General features: G+C 68.6%; 22 protein-coding genes. 18 read left to right on the top strand and 4 right to left on the bottom strand.

Translation table 11 applies throughout. The features are described from left to right. Positions 1 to 105 precede the first annotated feature (105 nt). The 8 genes from BTO20_RS18885 (at position 106) to pyrF (ending at position 10,333) form a co-directional block, all read left to right on the top strand. Positions 106 to 1,449 carry an MFS transporter gene (locus tag BTO20_RS18885; RefSeq protein ID WP_087077808.1) on the top strand — a complete coding sequence of 448 codons (1,344 nt, stop codon included), beginning with the start codon at positions 106 to 108 and terminating at the stop codon, positions 1,447 to 1,449. Positions 1,450 to 1,543: 94 nt separating this feature from the next. Then, positions 1,544 to 2,101: a bifunctional pyr operon transcriptional regulator/uracil phosphoribosyltransferase PyrR gene (pyrR, locus tag BTO20_RS18880; RefSeq protein WP_087077807.1), complete on the top strand. Its 558-nt coding sequence runs from the start codon at positions 1,544 to 1,546 to the stop codon at positions 2,099 to 2,101. Between the two features lie 28 nt (positions 2,102 to 2,129). Continuing rightward, complete coding sequence (locus tag BTO20_RS18875) at positions 2,130 to 3,086, top strand: aspartate carbamoyltransferase catalytic subunit (protein ID WP_087077806.1); 957 nt, start codon at positions 2,130 to 2,132, stop codon at positions 3,084 to 3,086. Beyond that, complete coding sequence (locus BTO20_RS18870; RefSeq protein ID WP_087077805.1) at positions 3,083 to 4,435, top strand: dihydroorotase; 1,353 nt, start codon at positions 3,083 to 3,085, stop codon at positions 4,433 to 4,435. Before BTO20_RS18875 ends, BTO20_RS18870 begins: the two co-directional genes overlap by 4 nt. Then, on the top strand, positions 4,432 to 4,932 hold the full coding sequence (locus BTO20_RS18865; RefSeq protein ID WP_087077804.1) for a PH-like domain-containing protein: 501 nt from the start codon (positions 4,432 to 4,434) through the stop codon (positions 4,930 to 4,932). The genes BTO20_RS18870 and BTO20_RS18865 overlap by 4 nt, the downstream gene beginning before the upstream one ends. Beyond that, the gene (carA, locus tag BTO20_RS18860; protein ID WP_087077803.1) at positions 4,929 to 6,083 is read left to right on the top strand and encodes a glutamine-hydrolyzing carbamoyl-phosphate synthase small subunit; all 1,155 of its coding nucleotides are present in this window, start codon (positions 4,929 to 4,931) and stop codon (positions 6,081 to 6,083) included. The genes BTO20_RS18865 and carA overlap by 4 nt, the downstream gene beginning before the upstream one ends. Positions 6,084 to 6,185: 102 nt before the next feature. Then, positions 6,186 to 9,527: a carbamoyl-phosphate synthase large subunit gene (gene carB / locus BTO20_RS18855; protein ID WP_087077802.1), complete on the top strand. Its 3,342-nt coding sequence runs from the start codon at positions 6,186 to 6,188 to the stop codon at positions 9,525 to 9,527. 2 nt (positions 9,528 to 9,529) lie between these two features. Beyond that, positions 9,530 to 10,333, top strand: a complete 804-nt coding sequence (gene pyrF, locus BTO20_RS18850; protein ID WP_087077801.1) for an orotidine-5'-phosphate decarboxylase — start codon at positions 9,530 to 9,532, stop codon at positions 10,331 to 10,333. Here pyrF and BTO20_RS18845 read toward each other — a convergent pair. Together BTO20_RS18845 and BTO20_RS18840 are read right to left on the bottom strand one after the other, a co-directional pair. Further along, positions 10,321 to 11,385 carry a DUF2330 domain-containing protein gene (locus BTO20_RS18845; protein WP_232490764.1) on the bottom strand — a complete coding sequence of 355 codons (1,065 nt, stop codon included), beginning with the start codon at positions 11,383 to 11,385 and terminating at the stop codon, positions 10,321 to 10,323. The genes pyrF and BTO20_RS18845 overlap by 13 nt on opposite strands. Positions 11,386 to 11,500: 115 nt before the next feature. Next, entirely contained in the window at positions 11,501 to 11,995 is a 495-nt protein-coding gene (locus tag BTO20_RS18840; protein WP_087077799.1) for a hypothetical protein, read from the bottom strand. A 503-nt stretch (positions 11,996 to 12,498) separates the two neighbouring features. Between BTO20_RS18840 and mihF the strand changes: the two genes are divergently transcribed. The 6 genes from mihF to BTO20_RS18810 all read left to right on the top strand — a co-directional run bounded on the left by mihF (position 12,499) and on the right by BTO20_RS18810 (position 17,143). Next, positions 12,499 to 12,816 (top strand): integration host factor, actinobacterial type, encoded by a 318-nt coding sequence (mihF, locus tag BTO20_RS18835; RefSeq protein ID WP_003894434.1) that lies wholly within the window; start codon positions 12,499 to 12,501, stop codon positions 12,814 to 12,816. A gap of 10 nt (positions 12,817 to 12,826) precedes the next feature. Then, positions 12,827 to 13,408 carry a guanylate kinase gene (gene gmk, locus BTO20_RS18830; RefSeq protein WP_087077798.1) on the top strand — a complete coding sequence of 194 codons (582 nt, stop codon included), beginning with the start codon at positions 12,827 to 12,829 and terminating at the stop codon, positions 13,406 to 13,408. Positions 13,409 to 13,496: 88 nt separating this feature from the next. Further along, entirely contained in the window at positions 13,497 to 13,820 is a 324-nt protein-coding gene (rpoZ, locus tag BTO20_RS18825; protein ID WP_087077797.1) for a DNA-directed RNA polymerase subunit omega, read from the top strand. Between the two features lie 50 nt (positions 13,821 to 13,870). Beyond that, the gene (coaBC, locus tag BTO20_RS18820; protein ID WP_087077796.1) at positions 13,871 to 15,118 is read left to right on the top strand and encodes a bifunctional phosphopantothenoylcysteine decarboxylase/phosphopantothenate--cysteine ligase CoaBC; all 1,248 of its coding nucleotides are present in this window, start codon (positions 13,871 to 13,873) and stop codon (positions 15,116 to 15,118) included. A gap of 138 nt (positions 15,119 to 15,256) precedes the next feature. Beyond that, a complete protein-coding gene (metK, locus tag BTO20_RS18815) occupies positions 15,257 to 16,456 on the top strand; it encodes a methionine adenosyltransferase (protein ID WP_087077795.1) in 1,200 nt (399 codons plus the stop codon). A 237-nt stretch (positions 16,457 to 16,693) separates the two neighbouring features. After that, a complete protein-coding gene (locus BTO20_RS18810; RefSeq protein ID WP_087077794.1) occupies positions 16,694 to 17,143 on the top strand; it encodes a hypothetical protein in 450 nt (149 codons plus the stop codon). 110 nt (positions 17,144 to 17,253) lie between these two features. On the opposite strand, the gene BTO20_RS18805 is transcribed toward BTO20_RS18810, so the two are convergent. Together BTO20_RS18805 and BTO20_RS18800 are read right to left on the bottom strand one after the other, a co-directional pair. After that, the gene (locus BTO20_RS18805; RefSeq protein WP_232491245.1) at positions 17,254 to 18,729 is read right to left on the bottom strand and encodes a flavin-containing monooxygenase; all 1,476 of its coding nucleotides are present in this window, start codon (positions 18,727 to 18,729) and stop codon (positions 17,254 to 17,256) included. A gap of 243 nt (positions 18,730 to 18,972) precedes the next feature. Further along, on the bottom strand, positions 18,973 to 19,923 hold the full coding sequence (locus BTO20_RS18800) for an alpha/beta hydrolase (protein ID WP_198343987.1): 951 nt from the start codon (positions 19,921 to 19,923) through the stop codon (positions 18,973 to 18,975). On the opposite strand from BTO20_RS18800, the gene BTO20_RS18795 reads away from it, so the two are divergent. The 4 genes from BTO20_RS18795 to BTO20_RS18780 are packed head-to-tail and all read left to right on the top strand — an operon-like array spanning position 19,886 to position 25,046. Beyond that, on the top strand, positions 19,886 to 20,644 hold the full coding sequence (locus BTO20_RS18795; protein WP_198343986.1) for a lysoplasmalogenase: 759 nt from the start codon (positions 19,886 to 19,888) through the stop codon (positions 20,642 to 20,644). The two genes, BTO20_RS18800 and BTO20_RS18795, sit on opposite strands and share 38 nt — an antisense overlap. After that, positions 20,641 to 22,641 carry a primosomal protein N' gene (locus BTO20_RS18790; protein ID WP_087077793.1) on the top strand — a complete coding sequence of 667 codons (2,001 nt, stop codon included), beginning with the start codon at positions 20,641 to 20,643 and terminating at the stop codon, positions 22,639 to 22,641. The genes BTO20_RS18795 and BTO20_RS18790 overlap by 4 nt, the downstream gene beginning before the upstream one ends. Positions 22,642 to 22,686: 45 nt before the next feature. Beyond that, the gene (locus BTO20_RS18785; protein WP_087077792.1) at positions 22,687 to 24,516 is read left to right on the top strand and encodes a DUF2207 domain-containing protein; all 1,830 of its coding nucleotides are present in this window, start codon (positions 22,687 to 22,689) and stop codon (positions 24,514 to 24,516) included. Further along, positions 24,510 to 25,046, top strand: a complete 537-nt coding sequence (locus BTO20_RS18780) for a LemA family protein (protein ID WP_087077791.1) — start codon at positions 24,510 to 24,512, stop codon at positions 25,044 to 25,046. The genes BTO20_RS18785 and BTO20_RS18780 overlap by 7 nt, the downstream gene beginning before the upstream one ends. The last annotated feature ends 16 nt before the right edge of the window (positions 25,047 to 25,062 follow it).

Genomic DNA, 25,062 nt, shown 5'->3' with positions numbered 1-25,062 from the left:
TCACCCGAGCGGCGCAGCGCCGTGGTCCCGCCGCGCATTCGCGACAAGAATCCGACTCGACTGCGCGATACTTCCCTGCGAACACCATGGCGTGAGAAGAGGCAGATGACCCAGCAGGACCAGATCAACGGCGAACCGAACTCCGCCGCAGGCCCCACACCCAGCCCGATGAACAAGGTGGCCTTCGCCAGCTTCATCGGCACGGCGATCGAGTTCTACGACTTCTACATCTACGGCACTGCCGCCGCGCTGATCTTTCCGCACGTGTTCTTCCCGAACATGGGGTCCACGATGGCGACCATCTCGTCATTGGGCACCTTCGCGGTGGCGTTCCTGTCCCGTCCGATCGGGGCCGCGGTGTTCGGGCATTTCGGAGATCGCCTGGGCCGCAAGAAAACTCTCGTCGCGACGCTGCTGATCATGGGCTTGTCGACGGTGTGCGTCGGGCTGGTGCCCAGCGCGGCGACCATCGGTATCGCCGCGCCGATCATCCTGCTGACGCTGCGGCTGCTGCAGGGGTTCGCCGTCGGCGGGGAGTGGGCGGGCTCGGCGCTGCTGAGCGCCGAATACGCGCCTGCGGGCAAGCGCGGCACCTACGGGATGTTCACCCAGCTCGGCGCCGGCGCAGGCCTGGCCGTGAGCAACCTGGTGGTGTTCATCGTCAGCGTGACGGTCGGGGAGAAGAGTGCGGTGTTCCTCGACTGGGGCTGGCGGCTGCCCTTCCTGTTCAGCGCGGTGCTGCTCATCGTGGCGCTGTATGTGCGGCTGAGTATCGACGAGACACCGGTCTTCGCCCGCGAGCAGATCGCCGGAGGCGTGCCGAATGCCCCGTTCACCGAGCTGTTCCGCACCCAGAGCCGACAGGTGGCGCTCGCCGCAGGCTGCATGGTCGGCATCTTCACCATGAGCTTCCTCGGCGGCACCTACCTGATGAGCTACGCCAGCACCCGCGTCGGGCACCCACGCAGTCTCATCCTTGGCGTCGGTGTGCTCGCCGGCGTGGCTCTGATGGCCTTCTCCGCGATCTCGGCGGTGCTGTGCGACCGGTACGGCCGGCGCCGCATCATCCTCATCGGCTTCGCGCTCGCGCTGCCGTGGGCGTTCGTCGTGATGCCGCTGATCGACTCCCATTCCGCGGTGGGCTTCGCGGTCGCGATCGCCGGCATCTTCTGCATCTTCGGGCTGTCCTACGGACCTATCGGGTCCTTCCTGCCTGAGATCTTCGCCACTCGCTACCGCTACACCGGCGCCGGGATGGCGTTCAATCTCGCGGGCATCGTTGGTGGCGCCATCCCACCGCTGGTGGCAGGCGCGCTGGTGGCCAGCCTCGGCAGCTGGGCAGTCGGCCTGATGATCGCCTTCTTCGTCGTGGTCAGCATCGTGTGCACGGCCCTGCTGCCCGAGACGAAGGGTGCCGCGCTGGAAAAGGACGCCGCTGTCGCCGGATAGCGGCACCGCCGATGTCGCCTGCTAAGCTGCACGGCAGTTCGACGTCCTTTAACGATCCGTCCCGAGAGGCGGAGAAGGAGGTCAGGGTCACCTTATGGGCTCTTCAAGTGCCGACCGGGAATTGATGTCTGCGGCGGACGTCGGCCGAACCATTTCCCGGATCGCCCATCAGATCATCGAGAAGACCGCGCTGGACGATCCCGCCGAGCGGGCCCGCGTCGTCCTTCTCGGAATCCCCACCCGCGGTGTGATACTCGCCACCCGGCTGGCGGACAAGATCAACGAGTTCGCCGGCGTGACGCTGCCGCACGGCGCACTGGACATCACGCTCTACCGCGACGACCTCAACTTCAAACCGCCGCGCCCGCTGGCCTCGACGTCGATCCCCGCCGGCGGCATCGACGGCGCCGTCGTGATCCTCGTCGACGACGTGCTCTTCTCAGGGCGGTCGGTGCGCTCGGCGCTCGACGCCCTGCGTGACATCGGCCGGCCGCGCACTGTGCAGCTCGCCGTGTTGGTCGACCGCGGCCACCGGGAACTGCCCATCCGCGCCGACTACGTGGGCAAGAACGTGCCGACCGCACGCAACGAGAGCGTGCACGTTCTGCTGGCCGAGCATGACGACCGCGATGGGGTGGTGATTGCGCGATGAGCGCTTGCGCGAAGAGGGGACAGCTGCGATGACGACTCGTCATCTGTTGGCAGCGGCGGAGCTGACCCGGGAGGACGCGACGGCGATCCTCGACGACGCGGACCGGTTCCGCGAGGCGCTACTGGGCCGCGAGGTCAAGAAGCTGCCGACGCTGCGCGGCCGCACCGTCATCACGATGTTCTACGAGAACTCGACCCGTACCCGGGTGTCCTTCGAGGTGGCAGGCAAGTGGATGAGCGCCGACGTGATCAACGTCAGCTCGTCTGGATCGTCTGTGGCCAAAGGAGAGTCGCTGCGCGACACCGCGCTGACGTTGCGCGCTGCCGGCGCCGACGCCCTGATCATCCGCCATCCCGCCTCGGGTGCGGCCCAACAGCTCGCGGAGTGGACCGCCGAGGAGGGCGGGGGAGGGCCCAGCGTCATCAATGCCGGTGACGGCACGCACGAACACCCCACCCAGGCGCTGCTCGACGCCCTGACCATCCGTCAGCGGTTCGGCTCGATCGAAGGCAAGCGCGTGGTGATCGTCGGCGACGTGCTGCACAGCCGGGTGGCCCGGTCCAACGTGTCGCTGCTGGCCACGCTGGGCGCCGAGGTGGTGCTGGTCGCACCGCCCACGCTGCTGCCGGTCGGTGTGGCCGGATGGCCGGTCACGGTGTCGCACGATCTGGACGCCGAATTGCCCGCCGCCGACGCGGTACTGATGCTGCGCGTGCAGGCCGAGCGGATGAACGGCGGGTTCTTCCCGTCCGCCCGCGAGTACTCGGTGCGCTACGGGCTGTCCGAGAAGCGTCAGGCGATGCTGCCCGGCCACTCGGTGGTGCTGCACCCGGGCCCGATGCTGCGCGGCATGGAGATCGCCTTCCCTGTCGCCGACTCGTCGCAATCGGCTGTCCTGCAACAGGTTTCCAATGGTGTCCACGTGCGGATGGCGGTGCTGTTCCATCTGCTGGTTGGCGCGGACCAGGAGGCGATCAGCGTATGAGCACGACCGTGCAGGACAACCCGCAGGTGCTGATCCGCGGTGTGCGGCTCTACGGCGAGGGTGAGCCCGTCGACGTCCTGATCGCCGACGGGCAGATCGCGGAGATCGGCTCCTCGGTGCAGGCCCCCCAGGATGCCGAGGTGATCGAGGCGGCCGGTCAGGTGCTGCTGCCCGGATTCGTCGACCTGCACACCCATCTGCGCGAACCCGGCCGGGAGTACGCCGAGGACATCGAAACAGGTTCTGCGGCTGCGGCATTGGGCGGCTACACCGCGGTGTTCGCGATGGCCAACACCGATCCGGTGGCCGACACCGCCGTGGTCACCGATCACGTGTGGGCCCGCGGCCAGCAGGTCGGTCTCGTCGACGTGCACCCCGTCGGTGCGGTCACGGTGGGCCTGGAGGGCAAGCAGCTCACCGAGATGGGCCTGATGTCCGCGGGGTCGGGCCAGGTCCGGATGTTCTCCGATGACGGTCTGTGCGTGCACGATCCGTTGGTGATGCGCCGCGCGCTGGAGTACGCGTCAGGCTTGGGTGTGCTCATCGCCCAGCATGCCGAGGAACCTCGGCTGACCGTCGGTGCCGTCGCGCACGAAGGCCCCAACGCCGCCCGGTTGGGCCTTGCGGGCTGGCCGCGATCGGCCGAAGAATCCATCGTCGCCCGCGACGCCATCCTGGCTCGTGACGCCAAGGCCCGCGTGCACATCTGCCACGCCTCGACGGCCGGCACCGTGGAACTGCTGAAATGGGCCAAGGCGCAGGGGATTTCGATCACCGCCGAAGTGACGCCGCATCACCTGCTGCTCGACGATTCCCGGCTGGCCGACTACGACGGCCGCAACCGGGTGAACCCGCCGCTGCGCGAGGCCGCCGACGCCCAGGCGTTGCGGCAGGCCCTGGCCGACGGTGTCATCGACTGCGTGGCCACCGATCACGCCCCGCACGCCGAGCACGAGAAGTGCTGCGAATTCTCCGTGGCCCGGCCCGGCATGCTCGGGCTGCAGACGGCGCTGTCGGTGGTGGTCGAGACGATGCTGCGTCCGGGTCTGCTGACCTGGCGCGGCGTGGCCAAGGTGATGAGCGAGGCGCCGGCGGCCATCGTCGGCCTGCCGGATCAGGGCCGGCCGCTGGAGGTCGGTGAGCCGGCCAACCTGACGGTGGTCGACCCCGATGCCACATGGACCGTGGCCGGAGCCGATCTGGCCAGCCGTTCGGACAACACGCCGTTCGAGCAGATGGAGCTGCCTGCCACGGTGACCGCGACGCTGCTGCGGGGACGGATTACGGCGCTGCACGGGAAGTCCGTAGCGGCGGGCAGGAGCGTAGCGACCCGGGGATCAGGACGGTGAACACCCCCACGCTCATCGCCTCGTTGATCATGGCGGTCCTGGTCGTCCTGCTGATCGCGTTCCTGATCAGGCAGATGCTGCGCGGCTGGTTGCACCGGGTCCAGCGGCAGGCCGACATGATCGGTGCCCTGCCGCCGCTGCCGGACACCGTCAGTGCCGCATCGGTCGCGGCCACCAAAGGCCTCTATGTGGGCACCACGCTGGTACCGCACTGGAATGACAAGGTCGCCGCCGGTGATCTGGGTTTCCGCGCCAAGGCCGTGCTGACCCGCTATCCCGAGGGGATCATGTTGCAGCGCGTCGGCGCCGGGCCGATCTGGATTCCGCAGGAGTCCATCACCGCGATCCGCACCGAGCGCGGCATCGCGGGCAAGGCGCTCACGCACGACGGAATTCTGGCCATCCGGTGGAAATTGCCCTCGGGGACCGAGATCGACACCGGATTCCGCGCCGACAACCGCGCAGAGTACGACCGCTGGCTTGAGGAGAAGGCATGACGAAGACAAATGGACAGGGCAGCGGATCAGCAGGCACCACCGCGGTGCTGGTGCTGGAGGATGGGCGCATCTTCACGGGAACCCGATTCGGGGCCGTCGGCCAGACACTCGGCGAGGCCGTGTTCTCCACCGGCATGTCCGGCTATCAGGAGACGCTGACCGACCCCAGCTACCACGGGCAGATCGTGGTCGCCACGGCGCCGCAGATCGGCAACACCGGCTGGAACACCGAGGATGGCGAAAGCCGCGGGGACAAGATCTGGGTGGCCGGGTACGCAGTCCGCGACCCGTCGCCGCGAGCATCGAACTGGCGCGCCAGCGGAACTCTCGACGATGAACTGGTGCGCCAGGGCATTGTCGGGATCGCAGGCATCGACACCCGCGCCGTGGTGCGGCACCTGCGCACCCGCGGATCGATGAAGGCCGGCGTGTTCTCCGGTGATGCGTTGGCCGATGCCGACGTGCTGCTCGACCGGGTGCGCAGCCAACCGTCGATGCTGGGCGCCGATCTGGCCGGTGAGGTCAGCACCGATGCCTCGTACATCGTGGAACCCGAAGGCGGACACCGCTTCACCGTCGCTGCCATCGACCTGGGCATCAAGACCAACACCCCGCGCAACTTCGCCCGCCGCGGCATCCGCAGCCATGTGCTGCCGTCGTCGATCAGCTTCGAGGCGATCGCCGACCTCAAACCTGACGGGGTCTTCCTGTCCAACGGGCCCGGCGACCCGGCGACCGCCGACCACATCGTCGGGGTCACCCGCGAGGTGCTCGACGCCGGAATCCCGTTGTTCGGCATCTGCTTCGGCAACCAGATCCTGGGCCGGGCCCTGGGCCGCGCCACCTACAAGATGGTGTTCGGCCACCGCGGCATCAACGTCCCGGTGATCGATCACCGCACCGGCCGGGTCGCGATCACCGCGCAGAACCACGGCTTCGCGCTGGAAGGCGAAGCGGGCGAGACCTTCGAGACCCCCTTCGGCCCTGCCGAGGTCAGCCACACCTGCGCCAACGACGGTGTGGTGGAAGGCATCCGGCTCGCCAACGGCCGAGCGTTCTCGGTGCAGTACCACCCTGAGGCCGCTGCCGGCCCGCACGACGCCAACTACCTGTTCGACCAGTTCATCGACCTGCTGTCAGGGGAGAAGTAACCATGTTCCCCTGCAGCACCGCGAGCGTGCGTGTCTGTCCCTCGACACGCCGCATTTCCACCAGCAAATGCGCACCGTCGCGCCCGACCGGAGGTGCACTCAATGCCACGCCGCTCTGATCTCAACCATGTCCTGGTGATCGGCTCCGGCCCCATCGTCATCGGACAGGCCTGCGAGTTCGACTACTCGGGAACCCAGGCGTGCCGCGTGCTGCGCGCCGAGGGCCTGCAGGTCAGCCTGGTCAACTCCAACCCGGCGACGATCATGACCGATCCCGAGTACGCCGATCACACCTACGTCGAGCCGATCACCCCGGCGTTCGTCGAGAAGGTCATCGCCCAGCAGGCCGCGCGCGGCAACAAGATCGACGCGCTGCTGGCCACCTTGGGCGGGCAGACCGCGCTGAACACCGCGGTCGCGCTGCACGAGAACGGGGTGCTGGAGAAGTACGGCGTCGAATTGATCGGCGCCGACTTCGAGGCCATCCAGCGTGGCGAGGACCGTCAGCGGTTCAAGGACATCGTCGCCAAGGTCGGTGGCGAATCTGCCCGCAGCCGGGTGTGTTTCACCATGGACGAGGTCCGCGAGACCGTCGCCGAACTCGGCCTGCCGGTCGTCGTGCGGCCGTCGTTCACGATGGGCGGGCTCGGTTCGGGCATGGCCGCGACCGTCGAGGACGTCGAGCGGATGGCCGGTGACGGCCTGGCCGCGTCGCCCAGCGCCAACGTGCTGATCGAGGAGTCCATCTACGGGTGGAAGGAATACGAGCTCGAGCTGATGCGCGACGGCCATGACAACGTCGTGGTGGTCTGCTCGATCGAGAACGTCGACCCGATGGGCGTGCACACCGGTGACTCGGTGACCGTGGCCCCGGCGATGACGCTCACCGACCGTGAATACCAGGTCATGCGCGATCTCGGTATCGCGATCCTGCGCGAGGTCGGCGTCGACACCGGCGGCTGCAACATCCAGTTCGCGGTCGACCCGCGCGACGGCCGGCTCATCGTCATCGAGATGAACCCACGCGTATCGCGTTCCAGCGCCCTGGCCTCCAAGGCCACCGGGTTCCCGATCGCCAAGATCGCCGCCAAGCTGGCCATCGGCTACACCCTCGACGAGATCCTCAACGACATCACCAAGGAAACCCCGGCCTGCTTCGAGCCCACGCTGGACTACGTCGTCGTCAAGGCCCCGCGGTTCGCGTTCGAGAAGTTCCCCGGAGCCGACCCGACGCTGACCACCACCATGAAGTCGGTGGGCGAGGCGATGTCGTTGGGCCGCAACTTCATCGAAGCACTCGGCAAGGTGATGCGCTCGTTGGAGACCAGCCGTGCCGGATTCTGGACAGCACCGGACTCGGAGCTGACGGTCGAGGAGTTGCTCACCAACCTGCGCACGCCGACCGACGGCCGGCTCTACGACATCGAGCAGGCATTGCGGCTGGGCGCCAGTGTCGAGGACGTCGCCGAGGCCTCCGGCGTCGACCCGTGGTTCGTCGATCAGATCGCCACGCTGGTCGCGTTGCGCGCCGAACTGGTCGACGCCCCGGTGCTCGACGAGACGCTGCTGCGGCGGGCCAAGCACAGCGGGCTCTCGGACCGTCAGATCGCCGCGCTGCGACCGGAATTGGCCGGCGAGAGCGGGGTTCGCGCGCTGCGGGAACGCCTCGGCATCCACCCGGTGTACAAGACTGTCGACACGTGCGCGGCCGAGTTCGACGCCAAGACGCCGTACCACTACAGCAGCTATGAGCTCGACCCCGCGGCCGAGACCGAGGTGGCGCCCCAGACCGACAAGCCCAAGGTGCTGATCCTGGGTTCGGGGCCCAACCGGATCGGGCAGGGCATCGAATTCGATTACAGCTGTGTGCATGCTGCGACGACGTTGAGCGCCGCCGGATTCGAGACCGTTATGGTCAACTGCAACCCCGAGACGGTGTCCACCGACTACGACACCGCCGACCGGCTGTACTTCGAACCGCTCACGTTCGAGGATGTGCTGGAGGTCTACTACGCCGAACAAGCTTCCGGCGCAGGGGGACCCGGTGTCGTCGGGGTCATCGTGCAGCTCGGCGGGCAGACCCCGCTCGGGCTGGCCGAACGGCTGGAGAAGGCCGGAGTCCCGATCGTCGGCACCAGCCCCAAGGCCATCGACCTGGCCGAGGACCGTGGCGCGTTCGGCGAGGTGCTGACGACCGCGGGCCTGCCCGCCCCCCGCTTCGGCACGGCCACCAGCTTCGAGCAGGCCCGCCGGATCGCCGCCGACATCGGCTACCCGGTGCTGGTGCGGCCGTCCTACGTGCTCGGCGGGCGCGGCATGGAGATCGTCTACGACGAAGAGACCCTGCGGGGCTACATCACCCGCGCCACCCAGCTGTCCCCGGAGCATCCGGTGCTGGTGGACCGGTTCCTGGAAGACGCCATCGAGATCGACGTCGACGCCCTGTGCGACGGCACCGAGGTGTACCTCGGCGGCATCATGGAGCACATCGAGGAGGCCGGCATCCACTCCGGCGACTCGGCGTGTGCCCTGCCGCCGGTCACGTTGGGGCGCAGCGATGTCGAGGCCGTGCGCCGCGCCACCGAGGCCATCGCCCACGGCATCGGCGTGGTCGGGCTGCTCAACGTGCAGTACGCGCTGAAGGACGATGTGCTCTACGTGCTGGAGGCCAACCCGCGGGCGAGCCGCACGGTGCCGTTCGTGTCCAAGGCCACTGCTGTTCCGCTGGCCAAGGCTTGCGCGCGGGTGATGCTCGGTGCCACCATCGCCGAGTTGCGCGAGGAAGGCATCCTGGCCCGCACCGGCGACGGCGGGACAATCGCGCGCACCGCCCCGGTGGCGGTCAAGGAGGCCGTGCTGCCGTTCCACCGGTTCCGCAGAGCCGATGGCGCACAGGTCGATTCGCTGCTCGGACCGGAGATGAAATCGACCGGTGAGGTCATGGGCATCGACCACGACTTCGGCACGGCGTTCGCCAAGAGTCAGACCGCGGCCTACGGATCGCTGCCGGCGCAGGGCACGGTGTTCGTCTCGGTGGCCAACCGGGACAAGCGCTCGCTGGTGTTCCCGGTGAAACGCCTGGCCGATCTCGGGTTCCGCGTGCTGGCTACCGAAGGCACCGCAGAGATGTTGCGCCGCAACGGTATTCCGTGTGACGAGGTGCGCAAACACTTTGAGGAGCCGAGTGGCGCCCATCCGTTACCGTCGGCGGTCGACGTGATCAAGGCCGGGGAGGTCGACATGGTGATCAACACGCCGTACGGCAACTCCGGGCCCCGCGTCGACGGTTACGAGATCCGCTCGGCGGCGGTGTCGATGAACATCCCGTGCGTCACCACGGTGCAGGGCGCTTCGGCGGCCGTACAGGGTATCGAGGCGGGCATCCGCGGTGACATCGGCGTGATGAGCCTGCAGGAGCTGCACAGCTCCTTCGAGGCGCGGTGACCGTGGGCGGGTTCGGGGAACGGCTGACGGCTGCGGTCGCTGCCCGGGGCCCGCTGTGTCCCGGCATCGACCCGCACCCCGAATTGCTGCGGGCCTGGGGACTGGATGCCGACCCCGACGGGCTGCGCCGGTTCTGCGACACGTGCGTGACGGCATTCGCCGACTTCGCGATCGTCAAACCCCAGGTGGCGTTCTTCGAGGCTTACGGCGCAGCCGGTTTCACCGTGCTCGAGGACACCATGGCGGCGCTGCGCGACGCCGGGGTGCTCGTGTTGGCCGATGCCAAACGCGGTGACATCGGCTCCACGATGGCGGCGTACGCGGCGGCGTGGGCGGGCGACTCGCCGTTGGCGGCCGACGCCGTGACGGCCTCGCCGTATCTCGGGTTCGGCTCGCTGCAGCCGTTGCTCGACACCGCGACGGCAAACGGGCGCGGGGTTTTCGTGTTGGCCGCCACGTCCAATCCGGAAGGTGCAGGCGTGCAGCGCGCAATGGCGGGGGACCGCACGGTCGCGCAGTCGATCGTCGACGCGGTGGCCGAGGCGAACCGGGCGGCCGACGGTGCGTTCGGCGTCGTGGTGGGTGCCACGGTGACCGAGCCGCCCGACCTGAGCAGCCTGGGCGGGCCCGTCCTGGTGCCGGGGGTCGGCGCGCAGGGCGGCCGTCCCGAAGCGTTGGGCGGGCTCGGGGGCGGAAAACAGCTCCTGCCCGCGGTGTCGCGCGAGGTGTTGCGCGCAGGGCCCGGGGTCGACGAGCTGCGGGCGGCTGCCGAGCGGATGCGTGACGCGGTGGCCTATCTGGCCTGACGCCGGGACTTGAGTATCCGCGCCGCAATCAGGGCGGTGACGGCCGCACAGAGCGCCGGGACCACTGCGACGAGCGCCAGCCCGGTGAGGTCACCGCGGTCGCGCTCGCGGTAGATCACCTGTTGATACGGCGTGTCGTTGGCTGCCGCCGCGAACATGTAATCGCCGGAAATCCTTGCCGGAGTGCCGATTTCGTTGGTCCAGCGGGTCAGGAACGCGCCGTCACCGACGAACGGCGCAAGGTCGTCGGAGACCGCGTCGGAGTCCAGGTGCCCGGCGAACTGCAGCGTCGGATCGTCACCCGGCACCGGAACCGCCGTCGGATCCATCCGGTGCTCGGCCAACACATAGAGGTCGACCGACTGCGGGGTCTTCGCGGATTGCGACAAGCGCATGGGATAGACGGCACGGTCGGCGTCGAACGACAGTCGCAAAGGTTGCAGCGCGCCGGTCAATGTGGCTCCGCGCGCGTCGGGTACGAGCCGGATGGCCACCACCTGCCAGCCGTCGGCCAGATAGGGCGCCAGATTCCGGTCCAGGCCGGCCGGGTGGGCGAACCCCTTCGAGGCCAGCCAGGCGCTCAGGGCCGCCGGATCGTCGGCCGCCAGCCGCGTGACGTCGAACGGGCCGATGCGCTGGTTGCTGAGCACGTCGACGTGATGCCCGGGTGCCGCAGCCGACACCAGGCCCTCGGCACCGCCGAAGCCGTGCAGCCAGCCGAACGTCGGCCACCACGAATCGCGGTACTCGATGCGGGGTGCCGTCAGCCGGGCCAGTTCGTCGAAGATTCCCGTCTCGCCCAGCGTGACGTCGGCGGCAGACGGGACCGGCATGATCCACGCCGCCGTGTTGGACTGACCCCGCACGTTCAACGACATCAGGATGTCCTCGCGGTGCCCGTTCCAGGCCAGCAGCGAGCGTTCGTTGACCACTGCCGGGCCCGCGGTGTCGGGGATGTATGCGCCGCAGCCGCAGGCCCACGCAGGAGCCGCGACATTGGCCGTCAGACCGACCAGCAACAAGATGAGTGCGGCACATGCCGACCGAATCACGATCAAATCTTAGTGCCGTCGCCGCTGGACGACGCGCATGCGTAGGGGCCGACGCGCGGACGGCGGGCCGCCGTATTCGGCGACCCGCCGCCACCTGGTGGTAGCTCTCACCCGATCACAGGGGAATCCAGATGCCGAACAGCCAGAAGCCCCAGGCGTTGTAGCCCGGATCGAAGACCGGGGTCACCCAGTTGCCGTTGTAGTTGAACGGCTGGTGATCCCAGCGGCCCTGATCGATGCCGCGCCAGCCGAGGTCCGGCGGCGGGGGTGGTGGGGGATCCCACCGGTGGTCGCCGCCGTGGTCATCTCCACCGGGCCAGCCACCCGGGCCTCCCGGCCCGCGATCGGGGCCGCCAGGCCACCCGCCGGGTCCGCGATCAGGTCCGCCCGGGTTGCCCTGCCAGCGTCCGGGATCCCCGGGGCCGTTGTCCGGGCCCCTGTGATCTTGACCGCCTGGTCCTTGGCCGCCCGGCCCCGGGCCCTGGCAGTTTCCGAAATTGCACGGCGGCGGACCCGGCTGCGCGGAGGCCACCGGCGCCCCGAGGGCGAGAGTGGCCGCTCCGACCGCGACAGTCGCGGCGGAAGCGCAGGTCAGTCGCTTGATATTCATGTCCAGCTTCCCTCCGAATGGAGTTTGGTACCCGACTCTGGCGACGTTATTTAGCTAAGCTGTGCATCGGCTTTGTGGCAGTTAGGTGGGCGTTAGGCGTCACATGGGCGCCGGGTTGTCGGGCTTGTCACGGCCCTTGCCGACACGCCCGACACGCCGTGACCAGCGAAAATTTTCTCGGAGCCGCTGTGTGACCACTGGTCGTCCTCGGTCGTGACAGCGGCGCGCTTGTACCAGGTCAGCCGCCGAGTGCGCGAAAACCGTTGACGTGCAGCGATATCCGCTCCGGCCGGTGGAGTTCGAGGTGCCGGCGGAGGCGCCCGGCCCGCTCCCCGGGGTCTACCGCGGCGCACTACACGCTGGGCTTTTAGCGCTGTAACCAGGGGGTGGGGTTAGCTTTCGTCAGCCCGCGTGGGTACGGTCGTCGTCGCTGGCTGGTTTGTTTTCCAGCCGATCAAAACAAGTGATGGCCGAAGAAGAATTGCCAGGAGACGGAGGAACCCGTGGCCCTTCCCCAGTTGACCGACGAACAGCGCGCGGCAGCGTTGGAGAAGGCTGCTGCCGCACGTCGAGCGCGAGCCGAGCTCAAGGACCGGCTCAAGCGCGGCGGCACCAACCTCAAGCAGGTGCTCACCGACGCCGAGACCGATGAGGTCTTGGGCAAGATGAAGGTCTCCGCGCTGCTCGAGGCCCTGCCCAAGGTGGGCAAGGTCAAGGCGCAGGAAATCATGACCGAACTGGAAATCGCACCGACGCGCCGGCTGCGCGGCCTCGGCGACCGGCAGCGCAAGGCCCTGCTGGAGAAGTTCGACCAGTCCTAAGGCGCACAGGTTGAGCGTCGGCCGAGGGGTCGGACAACCCCGAGTCGTGGTGTTGTCCGGCCCCTCTGCCGTCGGGAAGTCCACCGTGGTCCGCTGCCTGCGGGAGCGGCTTCCCGACTTGTATTTCTCCGTCTCCGTCACGACCAGGGCCCCGCGGCCCGGCGAGGTGGACGGCGTCGACTACTTCTTCGTCAGCCCCGAGCAGTTTCAGAAACTGATCGAGACCGACGCCCTGCTGGAATGGGCCGAGATCCACGGTGGCCTGCACCGATCGGGCACGCCACGGGAACCGGTGCGTGACGCCGCCCGGGCCGGCCGCCCAGTGCTGATCGAGGTCGACCTGGCCGGCGCCAAGGCCGTCAAGAAGGCGATGCCCGAGGTCGTCTCGGTCTTCCTCGCACCGCCCAGCTGGGACGAACTGGTGAGCCGATTGACCGGGCGCGGCACCGAGACGCCCGAGGTGATGGCCCGCCGGCTGGAGACGGCGCGGGCCGAAATGGCCGCCCAGGGCGACTTTGACCAGGTCGTGGTGAACCGCCAGTTGGATTCGGCGTGCGCTGAATTGGTATCCTTGCTGGTGGGCCAAAACTGACCTGGCCTCCGCCCGACCTGATCGGGCCCGCGGGCCACCCCGCCGATAATCCAAAAGCATTTTCGTATAACCGCCAGGAGACCTTTTCGTGAGCACCCCGCATGCCGATGCGCAGCTGACCGCTGCGGACGATGTGGCCATTGATTCGTCCGCCGTCAGCGCCTACGACACGCCGCTGGGCATCACCAACCCGCCCATTGACGAGTTGCTGGACCGCGCGTCGAGCAAGTACGCCCTGGTGATCTACGCCGCCAAGCGTGCACGTCAGATCAACGACTACTACAACCAGCTCGGCGACGGCATCCTCGAGTACGTCGGCCCGCTGGTCGAGCCCGGCCTGCAGGAGAAGCCGCTGTCCATCGCGATGCGCGAGATCCACGAGGATCTGCTCGAGCACACCGAGGGCGAGTAAGCAACCCGGGGCCGTGCGTCGATGAGCCTCTCGGGCGAAGAGCAGATGTCATGAGCACGACGCGGAAGCACATCGTCGTCGGAGTTGCCGGCGGCATCGCCGCCTATAAGGCGTGCACCGTCGTCCGACAACTGACCGAGGCCGGTCACTCGGTGCGGGTGGCCCCGACCGAATCGGCCCTACGGTTCGTCGGTGCCGCCACGTTCGAGGCGCTGTCCGGCAACCCGGTGCACACCGGCGTCTTCGAGGACGTTCACGAGGTTCCGCATGTCCGGATCGGCCAGGAGGCGGATCTCGTCGTCGTCGCACCGGCCACCGCGGACCTGCTGGCCCGGGCCGCCAGCGGACGGGCCGACGATCTGCTGACCGCCACGCTCCTCACGGCGCGATGTCCAGTGCTGTTCGCGCCGGCCATGCACACCGAGATGTGGTTCCACCCGGCCACCGCCGACAACGTCGCGACGCTGCGCCGACGCGGCGCCGTGGTGCTGGAACCTGCTTCCGGCCGGCTCACCGGACAGGACAGCGGCGCCGGCCGCCTGCCCGAAGCCGAGGAGATCACCACCCTGGCGCAGCTGCTGCTCGACCGCGGCGACGCCCTCCCGTACGACATGTCCGGGGTGAAGGTGCTGGTGACCGCGGGCGGTACCCGCGAACCCCTTGATCCGGTGCGGTTCATCGGCAATCGCAGCTCCGGAAAGCAGGGCTACGCCATGGCGCGTGTGCTGGCCCAGCGCGGTGCCGAGGTGACGCTCATCGCCGGGAACACCGCGGGGCTCGTCGACCCGGCCGGCGTCGAGGTGCTGCACATCGGGTCGGCCACTGCGCTGCGCGACGCGGTGTCCAAGCGTGCGCCCGGCGCGAACGTTTTGGTGATGGCGGCTGCCGTCGCCGATTTCCGGCCGGCCCATGTCGCCACCAGCAAGATCAAGAAGGGCGCATCCGAGCCCAGTTCGATCGACCTGGTCCGCAACGACGACGTGCTCGCCGGTGTCGTCCGGGCGCGAGCCGACGGTCAATTGCCAAACATGCGCGCGATCGTCGGGTTCGCCGCCGAGACCGGCGACGCAAACGGGGACGTGCTGTTCCACGCTCGGGCAAAACTGCAGCGCAAAGGCTGTGACCTGCTGGTGGTGAACGCGGTGGGGGAGAACCGGGCCTTCGAGGTCGACCACAACGACGGATGGTTGCTGAGCTCCGACGGCGCGGAAGTCGCCCTGGAGCACGGATCGAAGACGCTGATGGCGACCCGTATCGTGGACTCGATCGCGGCTTTCCTGCGCAGTCGCGGCGCCTGAACCGGCGTCCGAATTTCGGTGCGGGTAAGCCTTGCGCAACGGCGTTCCACACGCTTGGGTGCAAACTGGGCAGAGATATAATTCGCCTAACTAAGCTTTTTGTAGGTTTTGAAACGTGAACGGAAAGGAAGCGGACCCGTGAGCCAAGGTCGCCTGTTTACCAGTGAGTCGGTAACCGAAGGGCACCCCGACAAGATCTGTGACGCGATCAGCGACTCTGTGCTCGACGCGCTGCTGGAGCAGGATCCGAAGTCGCGGGTCGCCGTGGAGACGATGGTGACCACCGGCCAGGTGCACGTCGCCGGCGAGGTCACCACCTCCGCCTACGCCGACATCCCCAAGATCGTGCGCGACCGCATCCTGGAGATCGGCTACGACTCGTCGACCAAGGGCTTCGACGGCGCCTCGTGCGGCGTCAACATCGCCATCGGCTCGCAGTCACCGGACATCGCCCAGGGCGTCGACACCGCGCACGAGGCCCGCGTCGAGGGCGCCGGTGACCCGCTGGACGCCCAGGGTGCCGGCGACCAGGGCCTGATGTTCGGGTACGCGATCAGCGACACCCCGGAACTCATGCCACTGCCCATCGCGCTGGCCCACCGGCTGGCCCGTCGGCTGACCGAGGTCCGCAAGAACGGCGTGCTCGACTACCTGCGCCCCGACGGCAAGACCCAGGTCACCATCCAGTACGACGGCAAGACTCCGGTCCGACTCGACACCGTGGTCCTGTCGACCCAGCACGCCGAGGGTGTCGACCTGGACGCGACGCTGACCCCGGACATCCGGGAGAAGGTCGTCAACACCGTCCTCAACGATCTCGGCCACGAGTCGCTTGACACCTCCGACTACCGACTGCTCGTCAACCCGACCGGCAAGTTCGTGCTGGGCGGTCCGATGGGTGACGCCGGTCTGACCGGCCGCAAGATCATCGTCGACACCTACGGTGGCTGGGCCCGTCACGGCGGCGGCGCGTTCTCCGGCAAGGATCCGTCAAAGGTGGACCGGTCCGCGGCGTACGCGATGCGCTGGGTGGCCAAGAATGTCGTCGCAGCCGGGCTGGCCGAGCGTGTCGAGGTCCAGGTGGCCTACGCGATCGGCAAGGCGGCCCCGGTGGGTCTGTTCGTCGAGACCTTCGGCACCGAGACCGTGGACCCCGCGCGCATCGAGAAGGCCATCAGCAGCGTGTTCGACCTGCGGCCCGGCGCCATCATCCGCGACCTGGACCTGCTGCGCCCGATCTACGCCCAGACCGCCGCCTACGGCCACTTCGGCCGCACCGATGTCGAGTTGCCCTGGGAGCAGACCAACAAGGTCGACGACCTCAAGGCCTCGGTCTAGTACCCCTTCTGCCGAGGCTTCCCTCGGCGAGCAGTCCTCAAAGCCCCCGACACTCTGGTGTTCGGGGGCTTTGACTAGGGTCCCTCCCGCTTGCGGGGGACTGCTCGCGCTTGGCCGGAACCTTTGCTGTGCGCTCGGCCACACAGCGTGAACATAGCTGGACCCTAAGGGTTTCCCATCGCGATTGATCAAGATATCCCGGTTGCTCAACGCACCCCACGGGAAGGAATCTATGCGATGACGATGAAATCTGAGGCGACGACGACCTGGCGCCGCCGCGCCGCCCTCGCGCTCGGCATGGCTGCATTGGCGGCCGCCTTCGCGGTGGCATGCGGCTCGAACGGCTCAACGCCGCAGAAGTCCAGCACCACCACGACCACCACCACGACGACGACCGCGACCACCGCCGCCAACGACAGCGGCAGCTCGTCAGGTGGTGGGGGCGGTGCCGCGCCGCACCACCACGAGGAGGGGCAGGCGCCGGCCACCGACACCGTCACCCAGACCGACACTGCCACCGCCACACAGACCGAGACGCAGACTCAGACCGAGACATCGACGGCCACACAATCCGTGCAGCAGCGTCCGGGCGGGCAGGAGCAGCGTCCCAACGACCGCAACCAATACGGCGGACAGACCCAGTACAACGGCGCGAACCAGCCCAGCCAACAGCCCAACGGCCGCTGACGCTCGCCGAGCAGACGTGAAGGTCCCGGAGAACCGGCGTGTCGCGGACTTTCACGTCTGCTCGCCGGAGAACGTGCGGGAGAACTCGCCGGAGAACGTGCGGGAGTGGGCTACCCGGTGAACCGATAGTCGTCGAGGTCGAAGCTGCGGCTGCGCCAGTACGCCTCGGGCGTGCTGGCCGGCCGCAGTGGGACATCGCCGTTGCGGTCGAAGTAGTAACTGTTGGCGTTGCGGCAACTGTCCTGCCAAAAGATCTGGCGGTGACGCTTGCGCATCATCTCGGCGAAATAGCGATCATTGGCTTCCTGCCGCACCTCGACGCGGTGAGCGGCCCGCCGGTCGGCCTGGGCGATGCAGCGCACCAGGTGGTGGGTCTGGGCTTCGATCAGCGCGAAATAGGACGACCCGACGTAGCCGTATGGGCCCATCACCGTGAAGTAGTTCGGGAAGCCGGGGATGCTGACGCCTTCATAGGCCTGCATGCGGTGCTCTTCCCAGAATGCGCTGAGGGTCTGGCCGCCGGGCCCGGTGATGTCGAAGGTCATCGCGTCGACGTCCATCACCTTGAAGCCGGTCGCCAGGATCAGCACGTCCGCCTCATAAGTTGACCCGTCGGCGGTGGCCACAGCGGATCCGGTGATTTTTTCGATCGGCTCTGTGACGAGAGCGACGTTGTCGCGGTTGAACGTCGACAGATACGTGTTGTGGAACCCGGGCCGTTTGCAGCCGACGGCATAACGGGGGGTGAGCTTGTCGCGCAGCACCGGGTCGCGCACCTCGCGACGCAGGTAGGCCCGGCCCGCGGCGTCGGCCCGCTTGGCGAACGGATTGATCGTGAAATACTGCGCGGCCAACGGAAAAGTGAATTCGACGTAGGCCTGGCTGAGCAGGCGGTGGAGCGTCCGCCCGCCGGGCACGCGCATGGCCCAGCGTGCCGCGGCAGGCAGCGGCACATCGAATTTCGGGAAACACCAGATGGGTGTGCGCTGAAAAACCGTGAGCTGCTGGACAATCGGCGCGATCTCGGGAATCACCTGAACCGCGGTGGCCCCGGTCCCGATGATCGCCACGCGCTTGCCGGTGAGGTCCTGGGTGTGGTCCCACCGCGCGGTGTGCATCGTGACGCCGGAAAAGGAGTCCACGCCGTCGATGTCGGGGAGTTTCGGGATGGTGAGCACACCGCTGGCGTTGACGAGGAACCGTGCTGTGATGACCTCGCCGGTGTTCAGTTCGACGCGCCAGAGGTTTTCGTCGGCATCGAACATCGCACCGGAAACCTCGGTGTCGAACCGGATCCGCGACCGCAGCCGGTATTTGTCGACGCAGTGCTCGGCGTATGCGCGCAGCTCACGTCCGGGAGCGTACGTCCGTGACCAGGCCGGCGACTGTTCGAACGAGAACTGATAGGAGAACGACGGAATATCCACGGCCACACCGGGATACCTGTTCCAGAACCAGGTGCCCCCGACGCCGTCACCGGCCTCGACGATGAGGTAGTCGCGCAATCCGGCCTTGTCCAGATTCACCGCGGTGCCGATGCCGGAGAATCCGGCACCCACGATCAGGGTGTGGTAGTCGGCCATCAGCGCGCCTCCCTCCTGCGCCTCGCCCGCGTCGAATCCGACCGTGATCGTCGCGCGTCGCGTGTCATGTCCCATATGCCCAGCCGCTGCGGCGGTGCTCCCATCAGTCCACGGTATGGCGGACACCCGCAAATGAGAATGGGATTATCGGACACGGAGACGGGAGTTTGGGACACGCCGCCGAATACAACGCGGGTGTTGTGCGAGGTGGCGCCGAGCGCCTTCTACCGCGGGCAGTAGCCCCGGTCAGCCGTGCAGCGCAGCCCGCAACGCGGCCAGCGCCCGGTCGGACGCCTCGGTCGCCGCGGGGACGACACCCACATATCCGAGGTAGCCGTGCACCAGCGTCTCGGCGACGTGCAATTCGACGGGCACCCCGGCCGCACGCAGCAGTTCGGCGTAACGCGCACCGTCGTCGCGCAGCGGATCGTGACCCGCGGTGGCGATGTAGGCCGGCGGCAGATCGGCCAGGCTCTCGGCCCGGGCCGGCAGCAGGGTGGCCGGGGGATCGGTCAGGTCGACGTCCTTGCTGACGTACCACTTGGTGAAACCCTTGACCGCGGCCAGATCCAGGATCGGGGCATCGGCATTCTCGGTGAACGACGGCAGCGACGTGTCGCCGGTGGTGGCCGGGTACCAGAGCAACTGGAACCGGATCGCCGGACCGCCCGCGTCGCGCGCCAGCTGCGCCATGACCGCGCTGAGGTTGCCGCCGGCCGAATCCCCGGCGACCGCCAGCCGGTCCGGGTCGGCGCCCAGTTCGGCGGCATGCGCGGCCACCCACCGGGTGGCGGCCCAGGCGTCGTCGACGGCGGCCGGGAACGGATGCTCGGGAGCCAACCGGTAATCCACCGACACCACCACGGCATCGGCGCGCACGGCGTGGTCGCGGGCAGTGCCGTCATAGGTGTCCAGATCACCGACCGACCAGCCGCCACCATGGATGAACACCACGACCGGCAAAGTCGTCCCGTCGGCCGTCGGCGGCCGGTACACCCGCAGCGGAATCGGGCCGGCCGGGCCCTCGATGATGCGGTCCTCGGTCACGACCTCGGGATGAACGTCGCGGCGCGGCAGTTCCTTGAACTTCCGTCGGGCCTCCTCGACGCCGTCGGCGGTGGAGAGTTGGAACGGCACCACCTGCAGTACCTTCTGCAGGATGGCATCGACAGCCGGCTTCTCGTCAGCAACAGACACTCCGTCACCGTACGCACACCGCCGCACGGCCTGGCTGTGGGTCGCAGCTGCGGTGGTCGGGGCCGGCTACGGGGTTTTCCTGATCGTGGCCGCGACGGGCCTGCCGACCGGGGCCGACCTCACCGGGCAGTTCCCGGGCCAGCCCGCCGTCAAGGCGCTGACGGCCGTGCTGCTGGCCGTTGCCGCGCTCGGCCATCCGATCGCCCGCGAACGACGGTGGTTGGTTGCGGCGCTGGGCTTTTCGGCAGCGGGGGATTTCCTGCTCGCGATGCCGTGGTGGCAGCCGTCGTTCGTCTTGGGCCTGGCCGCCTTCGTGGTCGCACACCTGTGTTTCCTGGCCGCGCTGTTCCCGCTCGCGCACCGGACGACGCCGCGGCTGGTCGCGGTCGCTGGCACCGTCGCGGCGTGTCTGGCTCTGCTGGTCTGGTTCTGGCCCCGGCTGCTCGAGCAGGGCATGGCGGTGCCGGTTACGGCCTACATCGCGGTGCTCGGAGCCATGGTCTGCACGGCACTGCTGGCGGACCTGCCGACCCCGTGGACAGCGCTGGGCGCGGTGACGTTCGCGGTGTCGGATTCGATGATCGGGATCAGCCAGTTCGTGCGCGGTGACCAGTTGCTGGCGGTCCCGATCTGGTGGGCCTACGCGGCATCGTTGCTGCTGATCACCGCCGGGTTGTTCTTCGCCAGGACGTCAGGGCGTTCTGGTACACCGGCGCCGTGACCACCACCCGGCAGGCAGCCGAGCACGAGCCCATCGCGCGAGTCCTGCCGATGCTGTCGGTGCCGCATCTGGACCGCGAATTCGACTATCTGGTCTCGGCCGAGCAGTCCGACGACGCGCAGCCCGGGGTCCGGGTCCGGGTGCGGTTCCACGGTCGACTGGTCGACGCGTTCCTGCTGGAGCGCCGATCGGACACCGACCACACCGGCAAGTTGGGCTGGTTGGATCGCGTGGTGTCGCCGGAATCGGTGCTCACCCCCGAGGTTCGGCGGCTGGTCGACGCCGTCGCCGCGCGCTACGCCGGGACGCGAGCCGACGTGCTGCGCCTGGCCGTGCCGCCGCGGCACGCCACGGTGGAGAAACAGACACCGGCCGAACCTGACCCGGTGCCGCCGGCCGCGGTCGATCCCGCCGCATGGGCCCGCTACGGACGCGGCGAACAGTTCCTCACGGCGTTGCAGGACGGCCGTGCGGCTCGCGCGGTGTGGCAGGCGCTGCCGGGGGAGCAGTGGTCGCAGCGGCTGGCCGAGGCCGCGGCGGTGACGGTGTGCGCCGGCCACGGTGTGCTGGCGATCATGCCGGACCAGCGCGACGTGGACGCGCTGTACGCCGCGGCGGTCGAACATGTTCCGGCGTCGCGGGTCGCGGCACTGTCGGCCGGGCTGGGTCCGGCGCAGCGGTACCGACGCTGGCTGTCGGTGCTGCGAGGAGATGCCCGGCTGGTGATCGGCACCCGCAGTGCGGTGTTCGCCCCTGTCCGCGATCTCGGCCTGGTGCTGGTGTGGGACGACGGCGATGACAACCTCGCCGAGCCGCGCGCGCCGTACCCGCACGCCCGCGAGGTGGCGATGTTGCGGGCACACCAATTGCGTTGTGCGGCAATGATCGGTGGCTACGCCCGCACGGCCGAGGCCCAGGGGATGGTGCGCACCCGCTGGGCCCACGACCTGGTGGCGGCCAGGCCGGTGGTGCGTGCGGCGGCGGCCCGGGTGGTGGCGCTCGAGGACAGCGGGTATGCGCAGGAACGCGATCCGGCCGCGCGCACCGCCCGATTGCCGTCGATGGCGTTGCAGGCCGCCCGCGCGGCGTTGCAGGCCGAGCGTCCGGTTCTGGTGCAGGTACCCCGCCGCGGTTACGTGCCCGCGCTGGCCTGTGCGCGTTGTCGCACGATCGCCCGCTGCAGGCACTGCACCGGTCCGATGGCGTTGCCGGATCGCGACAGCGCGGCCGCCGAATGCCGATGGTGTGGACGCCCCGAACCGACGCTGCGGTGTGTGCGCTGCGGTTCTGATGCCGTGCGCGCCGTCGTCGTCGGAGCCCGCCGCACCGCCGAGGAACTCGGTCGCGCCTTCCCAGGGGCCAGCGTGATCACCTCCGGGGGCGACGCCGTGGTGGCCACCGTGGGCGACGGGCCCGCGCTCGTGGTCTCGACACCGGGCGCCGAACCCGTCGCCGAAGGCGGTTACGGCGCCGCCCTGCTGCTCGACGGCTGGGCGCTGCTGGGCCGGCAGGACCTGCGAGCCGCCGAAGACACCCTGCGGCGCTGGATGGCCGCCGCGGCCCTGGTGCGCCCCCGCAGCGACGGCGGCGTGGTCGCGGTGGTGGCCGAGGCGGCCATACCCACCGTGCAGTCGCTGATCCGCTGGGATCCCGTCGGCCACGCCGACGCCGAACTCGACGCCCGCGGCGAGGTGGGGTTGCCGCCGGCCGTTCACATGGCGGCGGTCGACGGCACCGCGCCCGCGGTGACAGCCCTGTTGGACGCCGCACAGTTCCCCGACTCGGCCGAACTGCTGGGCCCGGTCGAGTTGCCGCCGGGTGCCCGGCGCCCGCCGGGGATCGAACCGAATGCCGACGTGACACGGATGCTGGTCCGGGTGCCGCGCAACGACGGATTGGCGCTGTCTGCGGCGCTGCGCCGCGCGACGGTAGTGCTCAGTGCGCGGCGCGAGCAAGAGCCGTCCCGTGTCCAAATCGATCCGTTGCACATAGGGTAGGCCGGACATCGCACCAGCACATCGATGTGCCGGAGGGGAGGTGTCATGCGTCGGGTTCTGGCCTGGTCGCTCGCGTTGGTGCTCGTCGTGTTCGGTCTGCTGTGGCCCACATTCTGGCCGAGCGGCGGCGGTGGCGCGGCCACCGACGATCCGGTCGTCATCACCGACTACGCGGCGGATCTCAGGGTCGGTGCCGACGGCGGGTTGACCGCTGTCGAGACCATCACCGCGGACTTCCCGGCCGGACGCCACGGGATCTTTCGCTACTGGGATATCGCCAACCCGAACAACCCGCGGCTGCGCCAGCCCCCCACGATCACCTCGGTCCGACTCAACGGGGCGCCGGCCCACTATGAGCTGCTGGACGAAGACGGTGGCCGGTTCGCGGTGGCCAAGATCGGCGACCCGAACCGCACCCTGAACTCCGGCCGCCAAATCTTCGAGATCCGCTACACCATCGACGGCGTACTCGACCCCGGACGAATCGGCGCGGACAAGACGTTCGCGGGATCGATCGGCAATCCCAGCTCCACTTCGGCGTTCTACTGGAATGTCATCGCCCCGGCATGGAACAACCGGATCGATCGCGCCAGGGTCAGCCTCACGCTCCCGGGCGCGGCCACCGGTGCCCAGTGCAGCGTCGGCTATGGGGTCGGCCGAGCCTGCAAAGACCTGGCCACCATGGGCGACACCGTCCAGCTCACCGCCCTCAACCTGGATCCCCACACCCCGGTCACGCTGCGCGCCGGGGTCGACGTGCCCACCCCGCCGCAGTTCACGCTGCCGTGGCCGTACACGTGGGATCAGGTGCTGGGCCGATCGGTGGCGGGAGTGATCTGGGTGGCGGCACTGTCGGTGGCACTGGGCTTGGCCGCCTTCGGTTGGTGGCGGCGGACCTCGGAACGACCGCCTGGTTTCCCGCTGCAGTACACACCGCCGGACGGGATCGGCCCGGTGCAGGCCGAGTACATCCGCACCGAGGCGATTCCGAAGAGTGCGCTGACCGCGACGCTGTTCCACCTCGCCGACCGCGGACTGATCGAGTTGCGTCAGGTCAGCGCCGAGCACTGGAACATCCGCGGCCTCGCCAGCCAGTCGGCGTGGGCCGACGTCGACCCGGTCGGTGCCGCCGTGGGACACGCGCTGGGGGTTTCGTACAAGAACAGCGAGTTCCGTGCTAGGAAAACGGCCACCTCAGGCCAGAAACTCAACAAGGCGAAGACCAATATGGCTGCCGCCGTGCGTAAGTGGGCCTTCGACAATGATCTGATGGTCAAGCGTCCCGAGGAACTGTGGCTGCGCGGCGCCAACGCGGTGGCGCTCGTCGCGGCACTGTGCGGCTTCCTGACGTGGTTCGGTGCCGGGGTGACCATGTGGGGTCTGCCCTTTGCGGTGTTCTTTCTGGTCACGGCCCGCGCGTGGCGTCCCGGGCTGGGCACCAGACGCACCGCCGCGGGACGCGAACTCTGGTCGCGGGTGGGCGGATTCCATCGGCTGCTGTCCACCGACTCGGCCGAAACCCGGTTCGACTTCGCCGCGCGCAAGGATCTCTACACTGCCTACATCCCGTTCGCCGTGGCCGCCGGGACCGCGGCGTTGTGGGCCAAGAAGTATCAGGACGTCACGGGTGACGTTGCCCCACAACCTGATTGGTATCACTCCTCGTCATCGAGCGTCGGGTGGGCCATGACGGGTGGATCCGGCGGGATGAGCTTTGACAGTTTCGATTCGGCGCTGTCGTCATCGATCGGCGCGTACACCGCAGCACAGTCATCGTCTTCGTCGTCCGGTGGCGGAGGATTCAGCGGCGGTGGCGGCGGGTTCAGCGGTGGCGGCGGCGGTGGCGGCGGCGGAGGAGGAGGTGGGTCATGGTGACGGTGCTGCTGGTCGTGGTGCTGGCGCTCGCGGTGCTCGTGCTGTTCGGCTTTGTGGCGGGCTACAACAAGATTCGTGCAGCGGACATCACCGTGTCCGAGGCGCTCAGCGGCATCGACGTCGAACTGACTCGCCGCGCCGCGCTCATCCCGGCGTTGGTGCACACCGTGCAGAGTTTCGCCGCGCATGAACAGGCGATCCTGGACCGCGTGAGCTCTGCACGGGCCGCCCTGGCGTCGGCGACCGGCGGCACGTCGGTCGCCCAGCGCAGCGCCGCCGAGCAGAATCTGGACAACGCCCTGGCGGGCGTGCTGGCGCTTGGCTCGTCCTACCCGCAGCTCAACTCGTCGAACAACTTCCTGGACCTGCAGAAGAACCTGGCCGACACCGAGAACAAGCTGGCCTTTGCCCGGCAGTACTACAACGACGCGGTGTCCACGCTGAACCGCTTGGTCGCCACCATCCCCTGGATGTACGTGGCGCCGCTCGCCGGGGTGTCCGAACGCGAGTACTACCGGATCCCGAAGTAGCCAACGCTGCGCCACT

This window comes from Mycobacterium dioxanotrophicus, assembly GCF_002157835.1.
In the GTDB taxonomy this organism is placed as follows: Bacteria; Actinomycetota; Actinomycetes; order Mycobacteriales; family Mycobacteriaceae; genus Mycobacterium; species Mycobacterium dioxanotrophicus.
This window is presented reverse-complemented; position numbering and strand designations above follow the sequence as displayed.

Coding starts and splice junctions, on each gene's coding strand:
- BTO20_RS18885 (WP_087077808.1), top strand. CDS start 106: ATGACCCAGCAGGACCAGATCAACGGCGAACCGAACTCCGCCGCAGGC.
- BTO20_RS18875 (WP_087077806.1), top strand. CDS start 2,130: ATGACGACTCGTCATCTGTTGGCAGCGGCGGAGCTGACCCGGGAGGAC.
- BTO20_RS18795 (WP_198343986.1), top strand. CDS start 19,886: ATGGCATCGACAGCCGGCTTCTCGTCAGCAACAGACACTCCGTCACCG.
- carB (WP_087077802.1), top strand. CDS start 6,186: ATGCCACGCCGCTCTGATCTCAACCATGTCCTGGTGATCGGCTCCGGC.
- BTO20_RS18870 (WP_087077805.1), top strand. CDS start 3,083: ATGAGCACGACCGTGCAGGACAACCCGCAGGTGCTGATCCGCGGTGTG.
- BTO20_RS18810 (WP_087077794.1), top strand. CDS start 16,694: ATGACGATGAAATCTGAGGCGACGACGACCTGGCGCCGCCGCGCCGCC.
- BTO20_RS18840 (WP_087077799.1), bottom strand. CDS start 11,995: ATGAATATCAAGCGACTGACCTGCGCTTCCGCCGCGACTGTCGCGGTC.
- coaBC (WP_087077796.1), top strand. CDS start 13,871: ATGAGCACGACGCGGAAGCACATCGTCGTCGGAGTTGCCGGCGGCATC.
- BTO20_RS18785 (WP_087077792.1), top strand. CDS start 22,687: ATGCGTCGGGTTCTGGCCTGGTCGCTCGCGTTGGTGCTCGTCGTGTTC.
- pyrR (WP_087077807.1), top strand. CDS start 1,544: ATGGGCTCTTCAAGTGCCGACCGGGAATTGATGTCTGCGGCGGACGTC.
- BTO20_RS18780 (WP_087077791.1), top strand. CDS start 24,510: ATGGTGACGGTGCTGCTGGTCGTGGTGCTGGCGCTCGCGGTGCTCGTG.
- carA (WP_087077803.1), top strand. CDS start 4,929: ATGACGAAGACAAATGGACAGGGCAGCGGATCAGCAGGCACCACCGCG.